This window comes from Streptococcus sanguinis (genome assembly GCF_013343115.1).
In the GTDB taxonomy this organism is placed as follows: Bacteria; Bacillota; Bacilli; order Lactobacillales; family Streptococcaceae; genus Streptococcus; species Streptococcus sanguinis_H.
Map to the genome: position 1 here is coordinate 1,034,287 of NZ_CP054570.1, position 16,656 is coordinate 1,050,942.

At 43.0% G+C, this 16,656-nt stretch carries 15 protein-coding genes; 1 reads left to right on the forward strand and 14 read right to left on the reverse strand.

Annotation, left to right across the window (positions count from 1 at the left end; all coding sequences use genetic code 11):
• Nucleotides 1-8: 8 nt before the first annotated feature.
• The 7 genes from proB to FOC72_RS05135 form a co-directional block, all read right to left on the reverse strand.
• Complete coding sequence (gene proB, locus FOC72_RS05105) at nt 9-1,118, reverse strand: glutamate 5-kinase (RefSeq protein ID WP_032914170.1); 1,110 nt, start codon at nt 1,116-1,118, stop codon at nt 9-11.
• A 115-nt stretch (nt 1,119-1,233) separates the two neighbouring features.
• On the reverse strand, nt 1,234-2,130 hold the full coding sequence (locus FOC72_RS05110) for an RluA family pseudouridine synthase (protein WP_002895607.1): 897 nt from the start codon (nt 2,128-2,130) through the stop codon (nt 1,234-1,236).
• The gene (gene lspA / locus FOC72_RS05115; RefSeq protein WP_002895609.1) at nt 2,114-2,581 is read right to left on the reverse strand and encodes a signal peptidase II; all 468 of its coding nucleotides are present in this window, start codon (nt 2,579-2,581) and stop codon (nt 2,114-2,116) included. Before lspA ends, FOC72_RS05110 begins: the two co-directional genes overlap by 17 nt.
• Before the next feature lie 3 nt (nt 2,582-2,584).
• Complete coding sequence (locus tag FOC72_RS05120) at nt 2,585-3,487, reverse strand: LysR family transcriptional regulator (RefSeq protein WP_032908183.1); 903 nt, start codon at nt 3,485-3,487, stop codon at nt 2,585-2,587.
• 119 nt (nt 3,488-3,606) lie between these two features.
• Entirely contained in the window at nt 3,607-4,464 is an 858-nt protein-coding gene (locus FOC72_RS05125; protein WP_002895611.1) for a GNAT family N-acetyltransferase, read from the reverse strand.
• 111 nt (nt 4,465-4,575) lie between these two features.
• On the reverse strand, nt 4,576-6,537 hold the full coding sequence (locus tag FOC72_RS05130) for a peptide ABC transporter substrate-binding protein (RefSeq protein WP_002895613.1): 1,962 nt from the start codon (nt 6,535-6,537) through the stop codon (nt 4,576-4,578).
• A 285-nt stretch (nt 6,538-6,822) separates the two neighbouring features.
• Nucleotides 6,823-9,621 carry a glycoside hydrolase family 3 protein gene (locus tag FOC72_RS05135; protein WP_002895614.1) on the reverse strand — a complete coding sequence of 933 codons (2,799 nt, stop codon included), beginning with the start codon at nt 9,619-9,621 and terminating at the stop codon, nt 6,823-6,825.
• Nucleotides 9,622-9,857: 236 nt separating this feature from the next.
• Between FOC72_RS05135 and FOC72_RS05140 the strand changes: the two genes are divergently transcribed.
• Nucleotides 9,858-10,598 (forward strand): hypothetical protein, encoded by a 741-nt coding sequence (locus FOC72_RS05140; protein WP_002895615.1) that lies wholly within the window; start codon nt 9,858-9,860, stop codon nt 10,596-10,598.
• Between the two features lie 97 nt (nt 10,599-10,695).
• Here the strand turns inward: FOC72_RS05140 and FOC72_RS05145 are convergent, their stop codons facing one another.
• The 7 genes from FOC72_RS05145 to FOC72_RS05175 all read right to left on the reverse strand — a co-directional run bounded on the left by FOC72_RS05145 (nt 10,696) and on the right by FOC72_RS05175 (nt 16,572).
• On the reverse strand, nt 10,696-12,048 hold the full coding sequence (locus FOC72_RS05145) for a vWA domain-containing protein (protein ID WP_002895617.1): 1,353 nt from the start codon (nt 12,046-12,048) through the stop codon (nt 10,696-10,698).
• Between the two features lie 250 nt (nt 12,049-12,298).
• On the reverse strand, nt 12,299-12,592 hold the full coding sequence (gene rpmA, locus FOC72_RS05150) for a 50S ribosomal protein L27 (RefSeq protein ID WP_002895619.1): 294 nt from the start codon (nt 12,590-12,592) through the stop codon (nt 12,299-12,301).
• A 17-nt stretch (nt 12,593-12,609) separates the two neighbouring features.
• On the reverse strand, nt 12,610-12,954 hold the full coding sequence (locus tag FOC72_RS05155; protein WP_002895620.1) for a ribosomal-processing cysteine protease Prp: 345 nt from the start codon (nt 12,952-12,954) through the stop codon (nt 12,610-12,612).
• Between the two features lie 15 nt (nt 12,955-12,969).
• Nucleotides 12,970-13,284, reverse strand: a complete 315-nt coding sequence (rplU, locus tag FOC72_RS05160) for a 50S ribosomal protein L21 (protein WP_002895621.1) — start codon at nt 13,282-13,284, stop codon at nt 12,970-12,972.
• Nucleotides 13,285-13,668: 384 nt separating this feature from the next.
• Nucleotides 13,669-14,190 (reverse strand): methyltransferase family protein, encoded by a 522-nt coding sequence (locus FOC72_RS05165; RefSeq protein ID WP_002895622.1) that lies wholly within the window; start codon nt 14,188-14,190, stop codon nt 13,669-13,671.
• 21 nt (nt 14,191-14,211) lie between these two features.
• The gene (gene thiI, locus FOC72_RS05170; protein WP_002895623.1) at nt 14,212-15,426 is read right to left on the reverse strand and encodes a tRNA uracil 4-sulfurtransferase ThiI; all 1,215 of its coding nucleotides are present in this window, start codon (nt 15,424-15,426) and stop codon (nt 14,212-14,214) included.
• Nucleotides 15,427-15,429: 3 nt separating this feature from the next.
• Nucleotides 15,430-16,572 carry a cysteine desulfurase family protein gene (locus FOC72_RS05175; RefSeq protein WP_002895625.1) on the reverse strand — a complete coding sequence of 381 codons (1,143 nt, stop codon included), beginning with the start codon at nt 16,570-16,572 and terminating at the stop codon, nt 15,430-15,432.
• Nucleotides 16,573-16,656 lie beyond the last annotated feature (84 nt).

Sequence of the window (16,656 nt, forward strand, 5' to 3'; positions counted from 1 at the left end):
CTCGTCTTCTAAAATTCTGCAAATAAATCATTCAATTCCGGCGTCAAAGAGATCCAGTCATCCCGATGAATGACAACACCTTTAGGTTTATTGGACTTGAGCATATCTTTAAGAGCTGACTTGCCAAAACGAACTCGCCCTTTACCGAGAATAGTTCCGTTTCCTTCTTCATAAACCGTCACCGTATCTTGATAGGCAAAGCTACCCGATACAGATACAAGTCCGGATACCAACAAACTTTTTCCCTTATTTCTGAGAGCGTCGGCTGCTCCTTGGTCTACATAGATTTCCCCTTGACTTTTAGCATAGAAAGCAAGCCATTGTTTCTGCGTTTTTAGACCTTTTTCCTGTGCCAAAAAGAGACTGCCATCCTTGGTTTTCTCCGCAGCTTCCAGCAGAGCATCCGTCTTGAGCGAGGAACAGATATATACCGGAACACCAGACATGGTCGCCAGGGTTGCAGCCTTAATCTTTGTCAGCATACCGCCAGTCCCATTGCTCGTTCCTGCACCGCCCGCCATATCAATCAACTCAGAAGAAATCTTCTCAATCTTTTCAAGTCGACGAGCATTTGGATTGGTAGAGGGATTGGCAGTGTAGAGTCCATCTACATCTGTCAAGAGCACCAGGAGGTCTGCCTGAACCATGGCAGCCACTTGAGCACTCAGTGTATCATTATCCCCGACCTTGAGCTCCTCGATAGCCACCGAGTCATTTTCATTGATGATAGGAATAGCGCCACGATTCAGCAAGACAGACAAGGCCTGATGGGCATTTTTGTAACGCCGCTTATCTGCAAAATCATCCTGGGTCAAAAGAATCTGAGCAGATATGATTTGTTTCAAAAGAAGATTGGTTGTATATTCCTCCAAGAGCAAACCCTGTCCAACCGCAGCTGAAGCTTGTTTATCTGCTACCTTGGTCGGTCGCTTTTTAAAGCCTAGAGAAGAAAAACCTGCCGCAATAGCTCCTGATGAGACCAAGATTAACTCATGTCCCGCCTCATGCAAGAGAGCCAACTGCCGAGTAATTTCCTTTACCTTGGCGCGTGACAGACTGCCATCTGCGTTGGTCAATGACGAAGTCCCCACCTTAAATACGATACGCTTTGCTTTCATTTCCTTTTCCTTCACTGCTAGATTGTCTTATTATACCACGATTTACGGAAAATAAAAACGACCGCGATTGAAGCGGTCAAAGGAAAATTTGTATTTTAACAATGAACAAACCTACCTATTCTTGTCGCAGTTTTGCCAAGGTTTCTTGGAAAATGGCTGGCACTTCAGCTGTAAATTCCAGCTCTTCACCGGTTCGAGGATGGGTGAAGCCCAACGTTCGCGCGTGCAGAAATTGGCCATGTCCTTTCAGAGTTTTACGAGGTCCGTAGACTTCATCTCCAGCCACAGGATGTCCAATGTAAGCCATATGGACTCGGATCTGATGAGTTCGTCCTGTTTCCAGCTGAAGCTCAACCAAGCTATAGTTACCAAAACGTTCCAAGACTTGGAAACGCGTCAGAGCTGGCTTGCCTTTGGCAGTCACTGCCTGCTTCTTGCGGTCTTTTTCACTGCGACCAATCGGTGCTTCAATCACTCCACGGTCATTAGGCAGATTTCCATGAACAATAGCCCAATACTTGCGTAGGGATTTCTTATCCTTGAGCTCATCAGCCAGAGCCACATGAGCTTGGTCATTTTTTGCAATCATAAGAAGCCCTGAAGTGTCCTTGTCAATCCGATGAACAATCCCCGGACGGAGGACACCGTTGATGCCAGAGAGGTCTTGGATGTGGTACATAAGGGCGTTGACTAGCGTACCGCTGGTATGGCCCGCAGAAGGATGAACCACCATTCCCTGAGGTTTATTGATGACTGCCACATCCTCATCTTGATAGACGATTTCTAGCGGAATATCCTCTGCCACATACTCAACCACTTCCGGCTCAGGCAGCTCATAGGAGATGACATCGCCTTCTTTGACAGCGTATTTGGCTTTTTTGGCTTGTCCATTGACCAAGATCCGGCCGTCCTTGATCTGCTCATGAGCCAAACTCCGCGATAGGTCTGTCAGCTCTGCCACCGCCTTGTCCAATCGCTGACTGGCTACTGAAGCCTCAATTCTTACTTCCATCTTTTTCTTCCTTCAAAATCATCAGCAGTAAAATAGCTACACCAAAGGTTAGATACATATCTGCCACATTGAAAATAGCAAAATTAATAAAATCTAACTGAAACATGTCCACGACAAAACCTTGGCGTATCCGGTCAATAAAGTTTCCCAAACCACCAGCAATCACCAAGGTCAGCCCAGCCAACATCCACTTTGAGGCGTGGAGGTGCTTGATGAGGTAGTAAACTGCTCCGCCAATAACCAGAAACGTTACCAAAGTAAAGAGCCATTGCTGATTTTCCAGCATGGAGAAGGCTGCGCCGGTATTCTGAAGATAGGTCAGACTCACCAGATGAGGAATGAAACTCTTGACCTGTCCCAGCTTAAAATCGCTGACAATATACAACTTAACCAGCTGATCCACAACAATAAGAACCAAGACAGCAAACGGAATAATAATTTTTCTTTTCATACTTTATTTTTTCTGTGCAAAATACTCTTTCATAACTGATACAAAGTCTTCTCCGACCTGGGTCAACTCCACATCTTCACGCTTGACATAGACCATGTGGTTGTCCAAATTGTCACGAAGCTTGATGACAGTAATACCATTTACACTGTTACTGTCCAAAAAGCCAGATCCGGTCGCATAGGCATCGGTACGCTCCAAAATCCCATTCAAAGTTGCACGGTCCGTCACATTGAACATCTGTGAGCTGGCACTGGTATCGACAAAATTCTCTGAATAATAGAGATATTCGTCCTTTTCCTGGGTAAAGCGAACAGTCGGCAAGGCAGCCAAATCTTCCATGACCAACTCCTTCTTCTGAGTCAGAGGATGATCTTCCCGCAGGTAAATATGGGTCTGAAAAGGAATCAGCTCAATTACTTCCAAGCCTAGCTTTTCCACCCGCTGCATAATGCCCTTGGTATTCTGATTATTAAGGTAGATAATGCCGATTTCACTGTGGCCTTGCGCTACTTCATCCAGAATCTGCACAGTTGTTGACTCAAAAATCCGGAAGTTCTTGTACTCAGGGTAGGTCTGAGAAAATTGAGTAATCAAAGGCGGCAAAAAATCATAGTGCTGGCTGGCAATTGAGAACTCATCACGCTCCTCCTCGGGATTGGCATATTGATTTTGAAAGACATCAAAACCCTTGACCAAGTCTTGAGCCTTTTCATAAAACTCCATTCCTCGGCGAGTCAGAAAAGTCCCGCTGCTGGTCCGTCGAAAAATCTTGAAACCCAGCTCTTTTTCCAGATCACGGACAGAGATAGACAGACTAGGCTGGCTGACATACATTTTTTCCGCAGCTTCTCGAAAAGTCCCACTATTAGCAATGGCGACCACATAACGCAATTGTTGAATATTCATAACATTTTCCTTCTTTACATATCGTCTCATTATACCATAAACAAAGGCAGAACAAAAGAAACCAGCTGTAAGAAGCCAGTTTCTCTTTTTAAGTTAATGAGCAATCTGAGACAAATTTGCTATTTTTCTTTTAGATAGACAACCTCTGTCATCTCTTTGAAGCCTAGCTTTTTATAGAGTTTCAAAGCTCGAGTATTCTGCTTTTCTACGACAATCTGAAACTCCTGTCCATTGAGCTCATTCAAATCCTGCATACTTGCAAGCAAGAGATAGCTTCCTAACCCCTGCCCCTGAAAATCTTGATAAACCGCCAAGCCAAAGAAATAATTGGTCCCAAAATCCGTATCAACCGACACAGAAGCCACAACCCGACCATCTTTCTTCAAGATATAAAGCAGACTGGAGCCACTACTTATGGATTCTTGGGCGTATTTCAAGGCAACATCCAGGGGTGTCTCAAATACTTGGGACTGAAAGGCTGCAATCTCTTCGGCCAAGTCCAAACTCCCTAGCAAGACCTCTATCCCTTCTCTTTCTTCCAGAGGAAAAATTTGAGCAGACTGCGCTAGCCAGATTTCTGCTTCATCCTCTTGGTAATCAAATCTCTTAGCAAAATCGGGATGACCGTTCAAAAAAGCTAGCTCCGCTACATACTCAATCTCGGTCAAATTATACTTATCAGCTACTTTTGCAAAAGCTGCCAGAAGCTGATTAGCCACACCCTGACGGCGATACGTCGGCAGAACATAGAGAGAAACCTCTGCTTGACCAGGTTCGTCCGCATAGACTGATAAAAATCCGATGGTTCGGCCATCCATCTCAGCTAAGAAAAAGGCTGGCATTTCAGGATCTGCATTATAATTATTATCCAGATAGGGCAGTCTATAGCCTCCGTCCACCTTATTACACTCTTGAACTAATTCAAACAATACTTGCTTTTCTTTCTTAGGCAATGCACTATAAATTCCTATTTGCATCCGTCTCACTTCCTTCCAGTATTTCTTTCTATTTTACTACAAAAACCTTAGTCAAGTCATTCAAAAAGAGGCTGGAAAAATCCAGCCCCAATGTCGCTAAGTGAATCGTTTTTATTTTTCAACGTGGTCAGCAAGTTCTTCCTGGGCTTTTTTATTTGCCGCAGTAGCTTCTTCTTTCCATTTTTTCTTAGCTGCTTCGTATTCTTTGGTCGTTACAACATCCTTCTGAAGCTTAGTCAGCTTGAAGTTGTAGCCTGAACCTTTAACACCAACTGGTGAGTAGGCCTTTGTAAATGGCACTGATTTAGTAACAGACGGTGTTGCCCCTTGTGAAACAGTCGGGATAATCAAGCCACTATCTAGCAACCAAGCTTCCGCTTCTGCATACTTTTCGTAACGCAACTGCACATCGTTGGTTTCAGCATTAGCTTCTTCCAGCATCTTGGTATAAGTATCCAAGCCTAGCTCTTTAATCTTATCATTGTCTTGACCTGGCTCAAAACCAAAGTTTTGCAAGCTTCCGCCGTTCTTGATATTGAGAGTATCAAGATAGGTAGATGGGTCTTGGTAGTCACCAGTCCAGCCACCAGTAGACATATCATAGTCTTTCTGAGCAGCAGAGTTAGCAAAATAAGTGATATTATTAAGGTCGTCTGTGCTCATCTTTTGCAGGTCAATGACGACATTTTCTGCTCCAAGAGCCGATTCGATAGACTGCTTGGTTGAGCTAGCCCATTGAACGCCAATCGTGCTAGACTGATCCACAGGCATATCTAAGTGAATTGGGAATTCAACTCCCTTAGCCTGCAAGGCCTGCTTCGCTTCTGCAAATTTCGCCTTAGCCTTTTCAGGATTGTAGTAAGGGTCTTGAGCGTCAGAGAGGTCAATTCCTTGCCATTGGCTGCCATAGTTGACTAATTTTTCTCCAACAACAGTTCCAAAATCCTTGTCGCCAATTTGAACAAAGCTAGGTGGTACCAAGGTATTTCTCAAGACCTTAGTCGCTCCGTCTTCACCATTTCCTTGCGCACCATAAGATGTACGGTCAAAGGCAAAGTTAATAGCCTGACGGAAGTCCTTGTTCATGATTGCTTCGTTGGTCGCAGATTTTTGAGCGTCTGTTGTTTTAGAAGTATGATTGTAAGACTGACGGTTGTAGTTGAAATTATAGTAATAAGAAGTAGAATCCTGCGGGCTGTACACGATATTGTCCGCATATTTCTTCTTGACTGAAGCAAAGCCAGAGCTATTCGGATAGAGACGAGCTGTGCTGTAAACGCCATCGCTGAAGTTACGAATCAGCGCTTCCTGATCATTTCCATCGTAGTAGGTCAGTTTAATACTATCCAGAGTGACATTGTCTTTGTCATAGTAGTTTTGGTTCTTGACAAATTCCATCACAGACTTGGAAGTCAGAGACTTAAGCAAGTAAGGACCATTATAGAGGATGCTAGATGGCTTGACAGAGCCAAAATTGCTTCCTTCTGCTTTCAGAAACTCTTCATTGACTGGGAAGAGAATCGTGCTGGTTGTTTTAGAGTTCCAGTAAGGCTCAGGGCGGGCCAGAGTGTATTGCAGGGTATGGTCATCAATAGCCTTGACACCAACATTGTCAAAATTCTTATCTTCACCCTTGATATAAGCATCCAAGCCCTTCACAGAGTCCTGAACGAGATAAATAGCTTCAGAATTTTCATCCGCTGCATATTTCAAGCCAGTCACAAAGTCCTGGGCTTTTACTTCTGCATATTCTTCACCATCGGATGTGTACCATTTAGCATCATCACGCAGCTTATAAGTATAGGTCAGACCGTCCTTAGAAACTGTCCATGACTTCGCGATTGAGGGAACTAGATTCCCGTACTTGTCATTTTCAAAAAGTCCATCGACCAGGTTGGAAATGACATCACCTGTCGTTGCACGGTTTGTAGCAAGATAGTTCAAGCTGTCAGGGTCTGAACTATAAACGTAAGTATAATTATTTGTGCTAGATGAAGACTGGCTACAAGCCGTCAGCAATAGCCCGGCACTCAGTGCAACTCCAGTCGCAATCAGCCACTTTGATGCTTTCATGGATAGAACCTCCTTTGATGTTACATTTTATAACATGAACTATTATACCAAAAAGCGTATAAAAAGTAAATAGTAAACCGATGACAGATGAGTAAAATATTCAAGCCCGTGTGTTTTTAGGAAATACACAAAGCTTTCTGTTACCGCATTCCTGCAAATTTCCAAGCAAAAAAAGAAGAATCCGCTTTTACCGCAAACTTGCTTTGGATTCTTCCTTTTTGTTATGTTATCAAGAATAAGTAAAACTGTGAGCCCTTCAACACTGCTCGCTCATTCTTTTATTGATTATAGTCTGCGAGAAGACAAGTCATATAGATAGACAGCTCCAAACAAGAACAAAGCACCCAGCAAGGACAAGAACAAGCTGCTTCCGGCTCCTGTTTCAGGAAGTTGGCTAAACTGTGTAGCCTGCTGACTTAGTTGCCGACGAGAACTTACAGGTTCAACAGAACGCAAACTCAACTGAGGAGGAGTTTGTTGGCCTGGAATCGTGTTCTGCCCAGCTGCAGTAATCTGAATAAGCTCCTTATAATAACCTTCTCCCATGCCGAATTCTCTATCTTGACTGTCAATCAAGGTTAGGGAAAGCACTGGACTGAACTGACCCTCTACTAAACCTTTCAAGCTGATCTCAACCGGATTGGTATCATTGGCTTTTTTAGAAATCAGAACAGTATCGCCAGAGATGGTATAGTCAGGACTTGGCAGGATGTTGAAATGCTGACTATCCATCTTAAGGGCAAGACGGTAGTCATTTTTCTCTAGACCGTTTAATTCACTCAGGGTAACCGTAGCTGTAAAAGGCTGATCTAGCTGAGCAGATGCAGGGATATTGACTTTGATATCCTTAACCGGATCTGTATAAAAGAGACCATGCCCGATAGGATAGGCAACCTCTGTCTCAGACATGATACCATCCTTGATACTCGGCACATTTACTGGTAACTTCCCAACATGATTTTGACCATTAAAAATGACTTCCACACCAGCTGGGATATTAGGTCCGAAGGCATTGTCAGGCTTCAGAGACTCGGTTGGATCCATTCCCTTGTTTCCATAAACTGCTACAATAGCCTTGGCATTAGGATAATTCGCTACATCATAAGGTTTAGAAATGCTCATGACAGCCACCTGTTTTCCAGTTGCATTTACATAGTCCACGACTTCTGTCGGAACTCTTGTCAACCAGAAATCGCTGGCCAGTTGAGATTGACGCCCAATTTCAGAAATCAAGACAAGGTGTGTCGCCTGGTCAATTTTTCCTTTCAAATCTTCTAACTTGGTTGTTTTGTTGTAGTTTAGCGCTTCGTATGTGACACCTGCTGGAATCACTCCGTCCGCTATCAGACGCTTGACACCCAGCTCTAGTCCAGGCACTTCATCGTCATAAGCCGCTAACAGCAAAATCCTGTCGCCAGATTTGACTTTAAAGGGCAGAACAGTATCATCGTTTTTAACTACAGTCACTGCGCTAGCAGCGATTTTTCGTTCAGTATCTCTGTTTAACTCTGAGCCAACAGTTGCTTCAGCCTTAGCTTGTGTGCGCTCAGATGGGTCAAAGTCTAAAATACCTCGTTTTTCTTTTAGGTTCAAGATGCGGGTCACAGACTCATCCAATCTGCTGACTGGAATATCACCTCTCTGAACCGCCTGTTCAATATCGTTGATAATCTTATCAATCTTGGCTAAATCACTCTTGCTACGTAAGACGGTTGGCATCAGCACCACATCTACACCTGATTTGATTGCCATGATAGCCGCTTCAGATTCTCCGAAATTTTTGGCAATCGCATCCATGCCCATAGCATCAGACACTACCACTCCCTTGTAGCCAAATTTCTTGCGAACAATGCCGGTAATAATGTCATCAGACAAGGTAGCAGGGATATAGATGGTTTCTCCAGTTTGTTTAGATATAACCGTGTCTTTTTCAATCTGAGGATACTGAATATGGGCTGTCATCAGCATATCAGCGTTTTTGTCAATGGCAGCCTTGAAAGGAAGCAACTCCAGTGCTTCTAACTCTGCATAGGACTTATCTACCAGAGGCAGACCAGTATGAGAATCTACCGCCGTATCACCATGCCCAGGGAAATGCTTAGCCGCTACTGCAACATTGTATTTCTGAATCCCCTCCATCATAGCCGTTCCCAAACGGGCAACCACCTTAGGATCAGAAGAGAAGGACCGCAAACCAATAACGGGATTCTGCGGATTATTATTTGTATCAAATACTGGGGCAAAGTTGACATTCAAACCTAGAGCCGATAATTCCCGTCCGATGATTTGACCTGCTTGATTGGCTAATTCTGGATCTCGCGTCGCGCCAACTGCCATATTGCCTGGAAGAGCAGTCCCACTGCCCAAACGATAGACAATACCACCTTCTTGGTCTATAGCAAGCAAGAGCGGCAACTTACCATTATTAGCTTGGTTGCTGATAGCTGCTTGTTGCAGGGCCTGCGTCAAGGCTAAGGTTTGAGCAGTTCCTTTCACATTCTCAGCAAAAAGAATAACTCCGCCAAAGTCGTATTTATCAACCGCTTCTGCCACTTCTTTATTAAGCTCCGTCATATCGGACTGGGCGGCTTGGCCCTCTTGCTGCCATTTTCTGAAGTCTGGCATCAGCATCTGGGTAATCTTCTGACGAAGCGTCATATCTGCCACAAGCTCCTGTACTCTCTTAGAAGCTGGTGGCGCATCAGTCGCCGCTTGACCTTGCGCCTGATTGGCATCTGAGGAAACTTCTGCAGACTGAGCGGTCGCTGGTTTGGCAGAATCTTCTACCAAATTACCAGTATTGGCTTCTTGGGTTGAAGCAGCCGTTTCAGTAGCTGCAACTTCCGAAGCATCAGAGACTGGCAAGGCTTTTGCGGCAATTTGACTATCCTGACTTGTCGTGCCACTAGCCCCTGCAACACTATCAGAAGAGTCCGTTACAACTGCTGCACTTGCTTGTTCAGACTGGTTAGCAGATTCTGGCGGCTGATTAACCGAATCTGCTTTTATGGCTCCCAATGGCCAAAAAACTAGTAATGATAAGGCAAGCGCCAATAGCAATTTATACCTTTTCATCATAGGCATTCTCCTTTCATCCCTATAATAATAGCATAAAAAACGATGTTTGTAAACGTTTACATATTATCTAATGATTGTTTGTTTTTATCACCAATTAGTAATATAATCTCTATAAAAATGAAATAGTATTACAATATTATAGAAATGTTACAGAGGTATAATTTTATAGAAATAACATAACCTAACTGTTAAAAACAAGAATCTTTTATCTTGTGCTAACAGTTGCATAGAAAGGATTTGCTATGAGACAAGAAAAGAACACCAAAGCAATGTTCAACCGCCGCTATTGGCTGGGCCTCTCTCTCGCTTCTGCTGCGACTTTGGCCGCTGCTTTGATTTCCACCGGAACAGTTCAAGCGGAGAACAAGTCAATCCCTGACTGGGTTTCTAGACGTGAAGTTGGTATTTACGATCCTAGTGTACCAGATATTGAGGACGACCCTACTATCTTTGATGATCCAGGACCTATCAAGGTTCCGGAAGCTCCTAAGCGTGACCTTCCTAGCTCTATTGATGAAGAAACTGGTGAAAGGATTAGAAATAGAATAGTTCTTTACAAGGGTAAATACTATGCACTTGATCCTAATAGATCTATATACGAAGTTCGGGATGATCCAGGAGAACAAATTCCGACGAATCTAAAAAACTCTTTCTATACTAGCCCAACAGGTAAGGTCTATTATTTTGACGAAAAAGGACGAAGGGTCATCAATCTTTACAGTGTAGACGGCAAGCAATACTTCTTTGATTCTTACGGAGAAATGGTTAAAAACAGATTTGTTAGTTACTCTGAATACACTTATTACTTTGGAGAAGATGGGACACCTTATAAAAACGGACTTTATAAGATTGGCAAGTACTATTATTACTTTACCGAGTATGGCGATCTTTTGAGGCAAGGTTCTTTCGACTACAAAGGAAAGACCTATTATACTAATTGGTATGGCGTTGTTAATATAAAAGACGAAGAAGTTACACCATAACGAAAAATACCAGAAATGAGGACGCATGTCTTCGTTTCTGGTATTTATTTTATTCAAAATCACTCAAATAGAAAATTCATTTTTTATAAGCAGATGCTTATTGTTCTTTTGATTTTCTTACACTAATACCTAGCCCCAATCCAGCCAGAAGCAAACCAAGTCCCACAACACTATAGACCGCCTTTTCGCTACTTCCTGTTTTAGGAAGAGACTGTTCAGATTTGGCCAAAAGTGTTGGTGCCTGAACATGGTAGACGGTAGATGTAGGCATTGTAGTACGACGCTCAAGATAGAATTGATAACTATCTTTTATGATTTTATAGTAACGAGCTTCATTGACACTTTCAACAATCCATGAAGTGGTTCCCTTTGTCAGAGCATCTGCCAAGTTATTTTCGATATCAAGCACTCTGCCTTCTGTTGCAAAATTTTTGTAAATTCCCTCAATCGCTTTTACCGTCGCTACAGTTCTTTCTATACCAGCAGCTTTTAGAGCCGCAAGTGTATCAGCAACCGTTGGAATTGAAGGATCTTCTTTCATCTCAGCATCTGTCAATAAAACGACGAATTTCTTATTTTTAGATGACTTAGACCAATCATAGGTCGAAATAATCTGGTTCAGGGCAGGCGTTGGTGTTTCTGGAGTATCCCCTCCACTCGCTATACGAATCGCAGCCAATGCCTTTTCGAGCTCAGTAGGATCAGTTGTAAAATAAGATGACCCAAACCGTGTTAGAACCGTATCTTCATCTTTACTGCCAGAATTACGGCCGTAGACTTCATCACTAAATGTCGCCAAGCCAAAACGTGCTGTAATCCCCTCTTTAGTAATATTTCGCACAAATTCATTAATATTTGCACGAACAATATCAATTGTGCCACCCATGGATCCTGAACGGTCGACAACAAAGACAATATCAGCTGAACCAGCTTTTGTCACAGTTGGTGGCGTTGAGGTGTAGGTGATGGTTGTAGTCTTATCTACTCGCTCATACTGCGTATAGGGATTCCCATTTTCATCTGTGCCAGATAAAGTATTTTCAGTACGTCTAGTTATTGGCTCTGGCGCCTTATCAACCTTTCCTGGAGCCACTTCTGTCTTTGTAACATCAACGGTTGCCGTTTCTACACGGACTGTTTGATTGCCTTCTTGACTTTCTTTGACATCAACAGGCGATACATTTTTTGAGACATCGATCAAATCTCCTGGTTTCGCTGCAGATTCTTCAACAACAGGTTTCGTCGTATCAGCAGCAATTTCAGCACCAGCAGCTTCAATCGGAGAGCTTACTGCTTCAGTTTTTGCTATACTGCTTGAAGGTGGTGTCCCAACCTGGTCTGCAAAAACATGCGAAACTTGTGAAAAGGCAAATAGAAGAGTTGCTGATGCTAATCCAACTTTCAATTTGTACAATGAAAAGCCTGGAAGTTTAAATGATTCTTTTTCCATAATTTCTCCTTATCTTTTTAGATTTAGAAACATGATTGCATCTATTTTATATAGAATAACATAAAAAATAGGAACTGCAAGCGATTTCAGATATTTATTAGTCTAAAAATTAAAATTTTAGAATATTATCAGAGTTTGTATGCTAAAATTGATGAGCATCATCATGAATCATTAAACAAATGCTTTATCGTGCCGTCTCTAATAAGAAATCCCCATGCTCAATTATCCGAGCATGGGGATTTCTTATTAATTATTTAGCGATTGGGTAAACAGAAACTTGTTTCTTATCGCGTCCTTTGCGTTCAAAGCGTACTACGCCTTCAACTTTTGCGAACAAAGTATCATCTCCGCCGCGTCCAACATTGACACCTGCATGGATATGAGTGCCGCGTTGGCGGTAAAGGATAGAGCCGCCTGTTACGGTTTGACCGTCAGCTGCTTTAGCTCCCAGACGTTTCGCTTGTGAATCACGTCCGTTAGATGTAGAACCTCCACCTTTTTTGTGGGCGAATAGTTGCAAGTTAGCAAGATTCATTTTTAACATAATGTTTTTCCTCCGTGTTAGTTTTCTGTGATAACTCTGGTTTGGACGAACTCAGATGAGTCCTCCGATAAGTTTGCCATTCCTAGGAAAAATGATTCAAAGAAAAGCTGAGTCATTTCTCTTTGGTGCGACGGTATATCCTGAGGAATTTCGACCTTCAGATAACCGCCTTCTATTTCGTTTAATTCTAAGTTTGGTTCGTAGCCTACGAATTTCTCAACTGAATTGACAAAATTAATGGCGAGCGTCGAAACGGACGCACACACGACGTCAAAGCCGTATTCACCACTCGCGGCGTGACCTGTGATTTCTGCACGCCTCAGTTCGCCATCTTCGGCTCTTTCAAAGACTGCTTGTATCATTTAATCTCCTTAAAATTAAGCGTTGATAGCGTTGATGACAACTTTTGTATATGGTTGACGGTGACCTTGTTTACGATGGCTGCCTTTTTTAGGTTTGTACTTGTAAGTAACAACCTTCTTTTGCTTGCCTTGTTTTTCAACAGTTCCGACAACAGTAGCTCCAGCAACAAGCGGAGTTCCGACAACAGTGTTTTCACCACCAACAAGAACAACTTCGTCAAAAGTAACGTCTTGACCAGCTTCAGCGTTCAACTTTTCAACGTAGATTGCTTGACCAACTTCAACTTTAACTTGTTTTCCGCCAGTTTTAATGATTGCGTATGTGCTCATTATGCACCTCCTATGTTTTTTAGGGTTTCCCCGGATTTTGTGAAGACTCGCCTAGCATCGTGGGACGAACCGCTTAAGAGAAGAGCTCTAAGTATAACAAAGAATAAACTAGGAATTGAGCCGAAGGCATAACTTGTGTTAGGCAAGGCGACAATGACCAAGTTTAAATTTGTTATACGACGAGCAACGATGTTCGTGCGGTTGCACAGGAATGTGCATAGTCAACTCTATAAGTATAGCACTTCTGCAGCTCTTTAGCAAGCTTTTTCATCTCATGAAAACGGATTTTTAAGAATTGTTTTTAGATTTTGTCTGCTAATGCACAAAGACTACTTCTGGTATCCGCTAACTGCTTTATTAAAAAATTATTAGTTCAAAAAATTTCTAAATATAACGCCGCACCCTATCTTGATATTCTTGATAAGATTTCCCGAATTTTTCAAGACACCAGCGCTCCTCAGAGAGGATAATCCAGTGGGCCGCAGTCTGAAACATGACTAGAATCAAAATGAAAATCATTGACTTGGTCAAAAAAGCTATTCCCAAAAAACAAACAAGGTAAGCTACATACATGGGATTACGGGAATAGCGATAAAGCCCCTTTGTATTCATACCGTTTTCATCTGGTCTAGCGAAGTCCCTCATACTGATAGCACACAAAGCCAAACCAAGCAGATAGATAGCTACTCCAGCATAAAAGTAAACAGAAAAATCAAACTTAATTTCAAGCAAAAAAGAAGTTATGAACAAGGCTAGATTGCTCAATTGATAAATCATATAAGCTATCTTTTCTTTTCCTTGGACAGGTGCAAAATAAGCTGCGCGTGATAAAGCATTTTTGCCGAAATGACTCAATAAAGGAAAACGAATCAGCAAAAAAGGAATTAAGAGAAAAACAGCAAGCATAAACGTCACCTTCTCTCGCTTTTACAACAGCCCTTCAATCAACTCGTCAACTTCATCAGCCTCTGCTTGTGGTGTGATTTCTGTAATCATGATGCCTGCAACAGCGCGCTCAACCAAGCCTTCAACATCTAGGTAAGTTTCGTACTTCTCAGCATTCTTGATTTTCGGATTGGTCTTAGGACGGTCTGGAGCAAAAATAGTACAGCAGTCTTCAAATGGCTGGATAGAGATTTGGAAAGTATCAATTTTCTCTGCAATCTCAATGATTTCCAGCTTGTCCATGGTCACGACAGGACGAATAACCGGTGTATTGGTCACTGCGTTGATAGCCTGCATACTTTCAATCGTTTGACTTGCTACCTGACCGAGACTTTCTCCGTTGATAATGACTTGAGCGCCCCGCTCCTCCCGAATCCGGTCTGTAATGCGCATCATAAAACGACGTGTCAGTGTCATCAGGTAAGCTTCTGGAGCCTTGGCCTTGATTTCCTCTTGAATCTCTGTAAAAGGAACTTCGATAAACTGGATGTTGCCACCGAACTTGGTCAATTTTCGCGTCAAATCTTGAGCTTTTTTCAACGCACCTGGACTGGTGTAAGGCGGACTGGCAAAGTGAACCGCCTCTATATCTACACCTCGCTTGAGAGCCAGATAGCCAGCCACTGGTGAGTCAATCCCACCTGACAACATAAGCATTCCTTTTCCTGAAGTCCCGACTGGCAGGCCTCCAGCACCACGAATCGTCTCGTAAGAGATATAGGCCGCTTCTTCACGGATCTCGACACGAAGCTCAATATCAGGCGCTTTCATCTTGACCTGAACATTGGGAATAGCCTCAAAAACAGCATCACCAAGTGTCTGGTTAAGCTCGCGGCTATCCAATTCAAAGCTGTGGTCACTGCGCTTGCTGGAAATCTTAAAGGTCATGCCCTCTTGATAGACTTCCTTCATGATGGTTTGGACAGCTTCGATTAGGGCTGGTACAGATTTTTCAATTTTGTAAGACGGCGAGAAATTCTGAATCCCGAAGATCTGCTTGAGTGACTCAGCGACTGGCTGATAGTCTGTTCCATGCAGATAGACATGGGTCCGGTCACGGTCAGCCTTGACATGGACCTGCGGATAGACTGACAAAACAGCCTGGATATTGCGTTTGAGCTTGTTGATAAAACGCATGCGGTTCTTGCCCTTAGTAGACAGCTCACCGTAGCGCACCATAATTTCTGAATATTGCATTGTTTACCTTACTTTTCTGGTTTTTTCGTAAATGATTTTAAAGGTTGTCAAAAACTGCTCCATCTGGCTCATATCATTGTCAAGATCCAAACTGATACGAACAGCAGTCTGAGCGAGAGATTTCTCAACGCCCATAGCGATTAGGGTTCCTGCTGGCTTTCCAGCCTTAGAAGAGCAAGCGCTGGTAGTCGAGATATAAATCTCGTAGTCTTCAAATGCATGGACGACGACTTCACCCCGCACTCCCTTGATACCAAAGGTTAGTATATGAGGCGCAAATTTTTCCAGGCCTGAGAAAATCATCACATCTGGATACTTCTGCAACTCTTCAAGGAGAAGTCTCTTCATCTGAGCCGTCCGCTGGGCAAATATTTCTTGTTTTTCCATGGACAATCGCAGAGCCTTAGCTGTCGCTGCAATGCCAGCTAAATTTTCCGTCGTTGATCGCTTGTCCGACTCTTGACCGCCACCAGTCAAAAGCGGACTGATTTTCTTGCCAGACTTGATATAGACAAATCCCACACCCCGAAGACCGTGAAATTTATGACTGGAAAATGTCGCGAAATCCACACGGTCCGTCAGATAAGCCCCTGTAGGAATCTTCGTAACAGCCTGTACAGCGTCCACATGAAAGGAAATAGTCGGCTTATCTGCTAGCAGGTCTGATATTTTCTGAATGGGCTGAATACTGCCGATTTCATTATTGACAGCCATGATGGAGATTAAAGTGGTGTCTGGTCGAATTAGCTCTGCTAGCTTGTCTATATCAACAAAACCTGCCTTATCGACTGGCGCAAAATCTATTTCAAAGCCTTGACTCTGCAGCCAGAGGGCTGACTCTTTGACCGCGGGATGCTCAATGTTGGATACGATGATGTGTTTTCCAAAGGGAATCTTTTCAAAGGCAACTCCCTTAAGTAACCAATTGTCACCTTCTGTCCCACCAGACGTAAAAAAAATCTCCGACGAAGACTTGCCTAAAAGCTCTGCTATTTGCCTGCGTGAAGCTTCTAAGAGACGGGTTGCCTGATTGCCTAAACTGTGCAGACTGGATGGATTTCCCCAGATTTTAGAAGCTACCTCCGTGTAAGCGGCCAAAGCCTCAGGATAAGGTTTGGTTGTCGCTGAATTATCTAAATAAATCATGTTCTTTCCTCTAAATTTCAATACTCCTATTGTAACACGAAAGAGAAACTGGAACAAGAAAGAAAAAGCCCTAAATTCTGTTAG

What these genes read in the sequence shown, in the direction of transcription:
- proB (WP_032914170.1), bottom strand. Translation starts at nt 1,118, where the DNA reads ATGAAAGCAAAGCGTATCGTATTTAAGGTGGGGACTTCGTCATTGACC.
- FOC72_RS05110 (WP_002895607.1), bottom strand. Translation starts at nt 2,130, where the DNA reads ATGGAAGTAAGAATTGAGGCTTCAGTAGCCAGTCAGCGATTGGACAAG.
- lspA (WP_002895609.1), bottom strand. Translation starts at nt 2,581, where the DNA reads ATGAAAAGAAAAATTATTATTCCGTTTGCTGTCTTGGTTCTTATTGTT.
- FOC72_RS05120 (WP_032908183.1), bottom strand. Translation starts at nt 3,487, where the DNA reads ATGAATATTCAACAATTGCGTTATGTGGTCGCCATTGCTAATAGTGGG.
- FOC72_RS05125 (WP_002895611.1), bottom strand. Translation starts at nt 4,464, where the DNA reads ATGCAAATAGGAATTTATAGTGCATTGCCTAAGAAAGAAAAGCAAGTA.
- FOC72_RS05130 (WP_002895613.1), bottom strand. Translation starts at nt 6,537, where the DNA reads ATGAAAGCATCAAAGTGGCTGATTGCGACTGGAGTTGCACTGAGTGCC.
- FOC72_RS05135 (WP_002895614.1), bottom strand. Translation starts at nt 9,621, where the DNA reads ATGCCTATGATGAAAAGGTATAAATTGCTATTGGCGCTTGCCTTATCA.
- FOC72_RS05140 (WP_002895615.1), top strand. Translation starts at nt 9,858, where the DNA reads ATGAGACAAGAAAAGAACACCAAAGCAATGTTCAACCGCCGCTATTGG.
- FOC72_RS05145 (WP_002895617.1), bottom strand. Translation starts at nt 12,048, where the DNA reads ATGGAAAAAGAATCATTTAAACTTCCAGGCTTTTCATTGTACAAATTG.
- rpmA (WP_002895619.1), bottom strand. Translation starts at nt 12,592, where the DNA reads ATGTTAAAAATGAATCTTGCTAACTTGCAACTATTCGCCCACAAAAAA.
- FOC72_RS05155 (WP_002895620.1), bottom strand. Translation starts at nt 12,954, where the DNA reads ATGATACAAGCAGTCTTTGAAAGAGCCGAAGATGGCGAACTGAGGCGT.
- rplU (WP_002895621.1), bottom strand. Translation starts at nt 13,284, where the DNA reads ATGAGCACATACGCAATCATTAAAACTGGCGGAAAACAAGTTAAAGTT.
- FOC72_RS05165 (WP_002895622.1), bottom strand. Translation starts at nt 14,190, where the DNA reads ATGCTTGCTGTTTTTCTCTTAATTCCTTTTTTGCTGATTCGTTTTCCT.
- thiI (WP_002895623.1), bottom strand. Translation starts at nt 15,426, where the DNA reads ATGCAATATTCAGAAATTATGGTGCGCTACGGTGAGCTGTCTACTAAG.
- FOC72_RS05175 (WP_002895625.1), bottom strand. Translation starts at nt 16,572, where the DNA reads ATGATTTATTTAGATAATTCAGCGACAACCAAACCTTATCCTGAGGCT.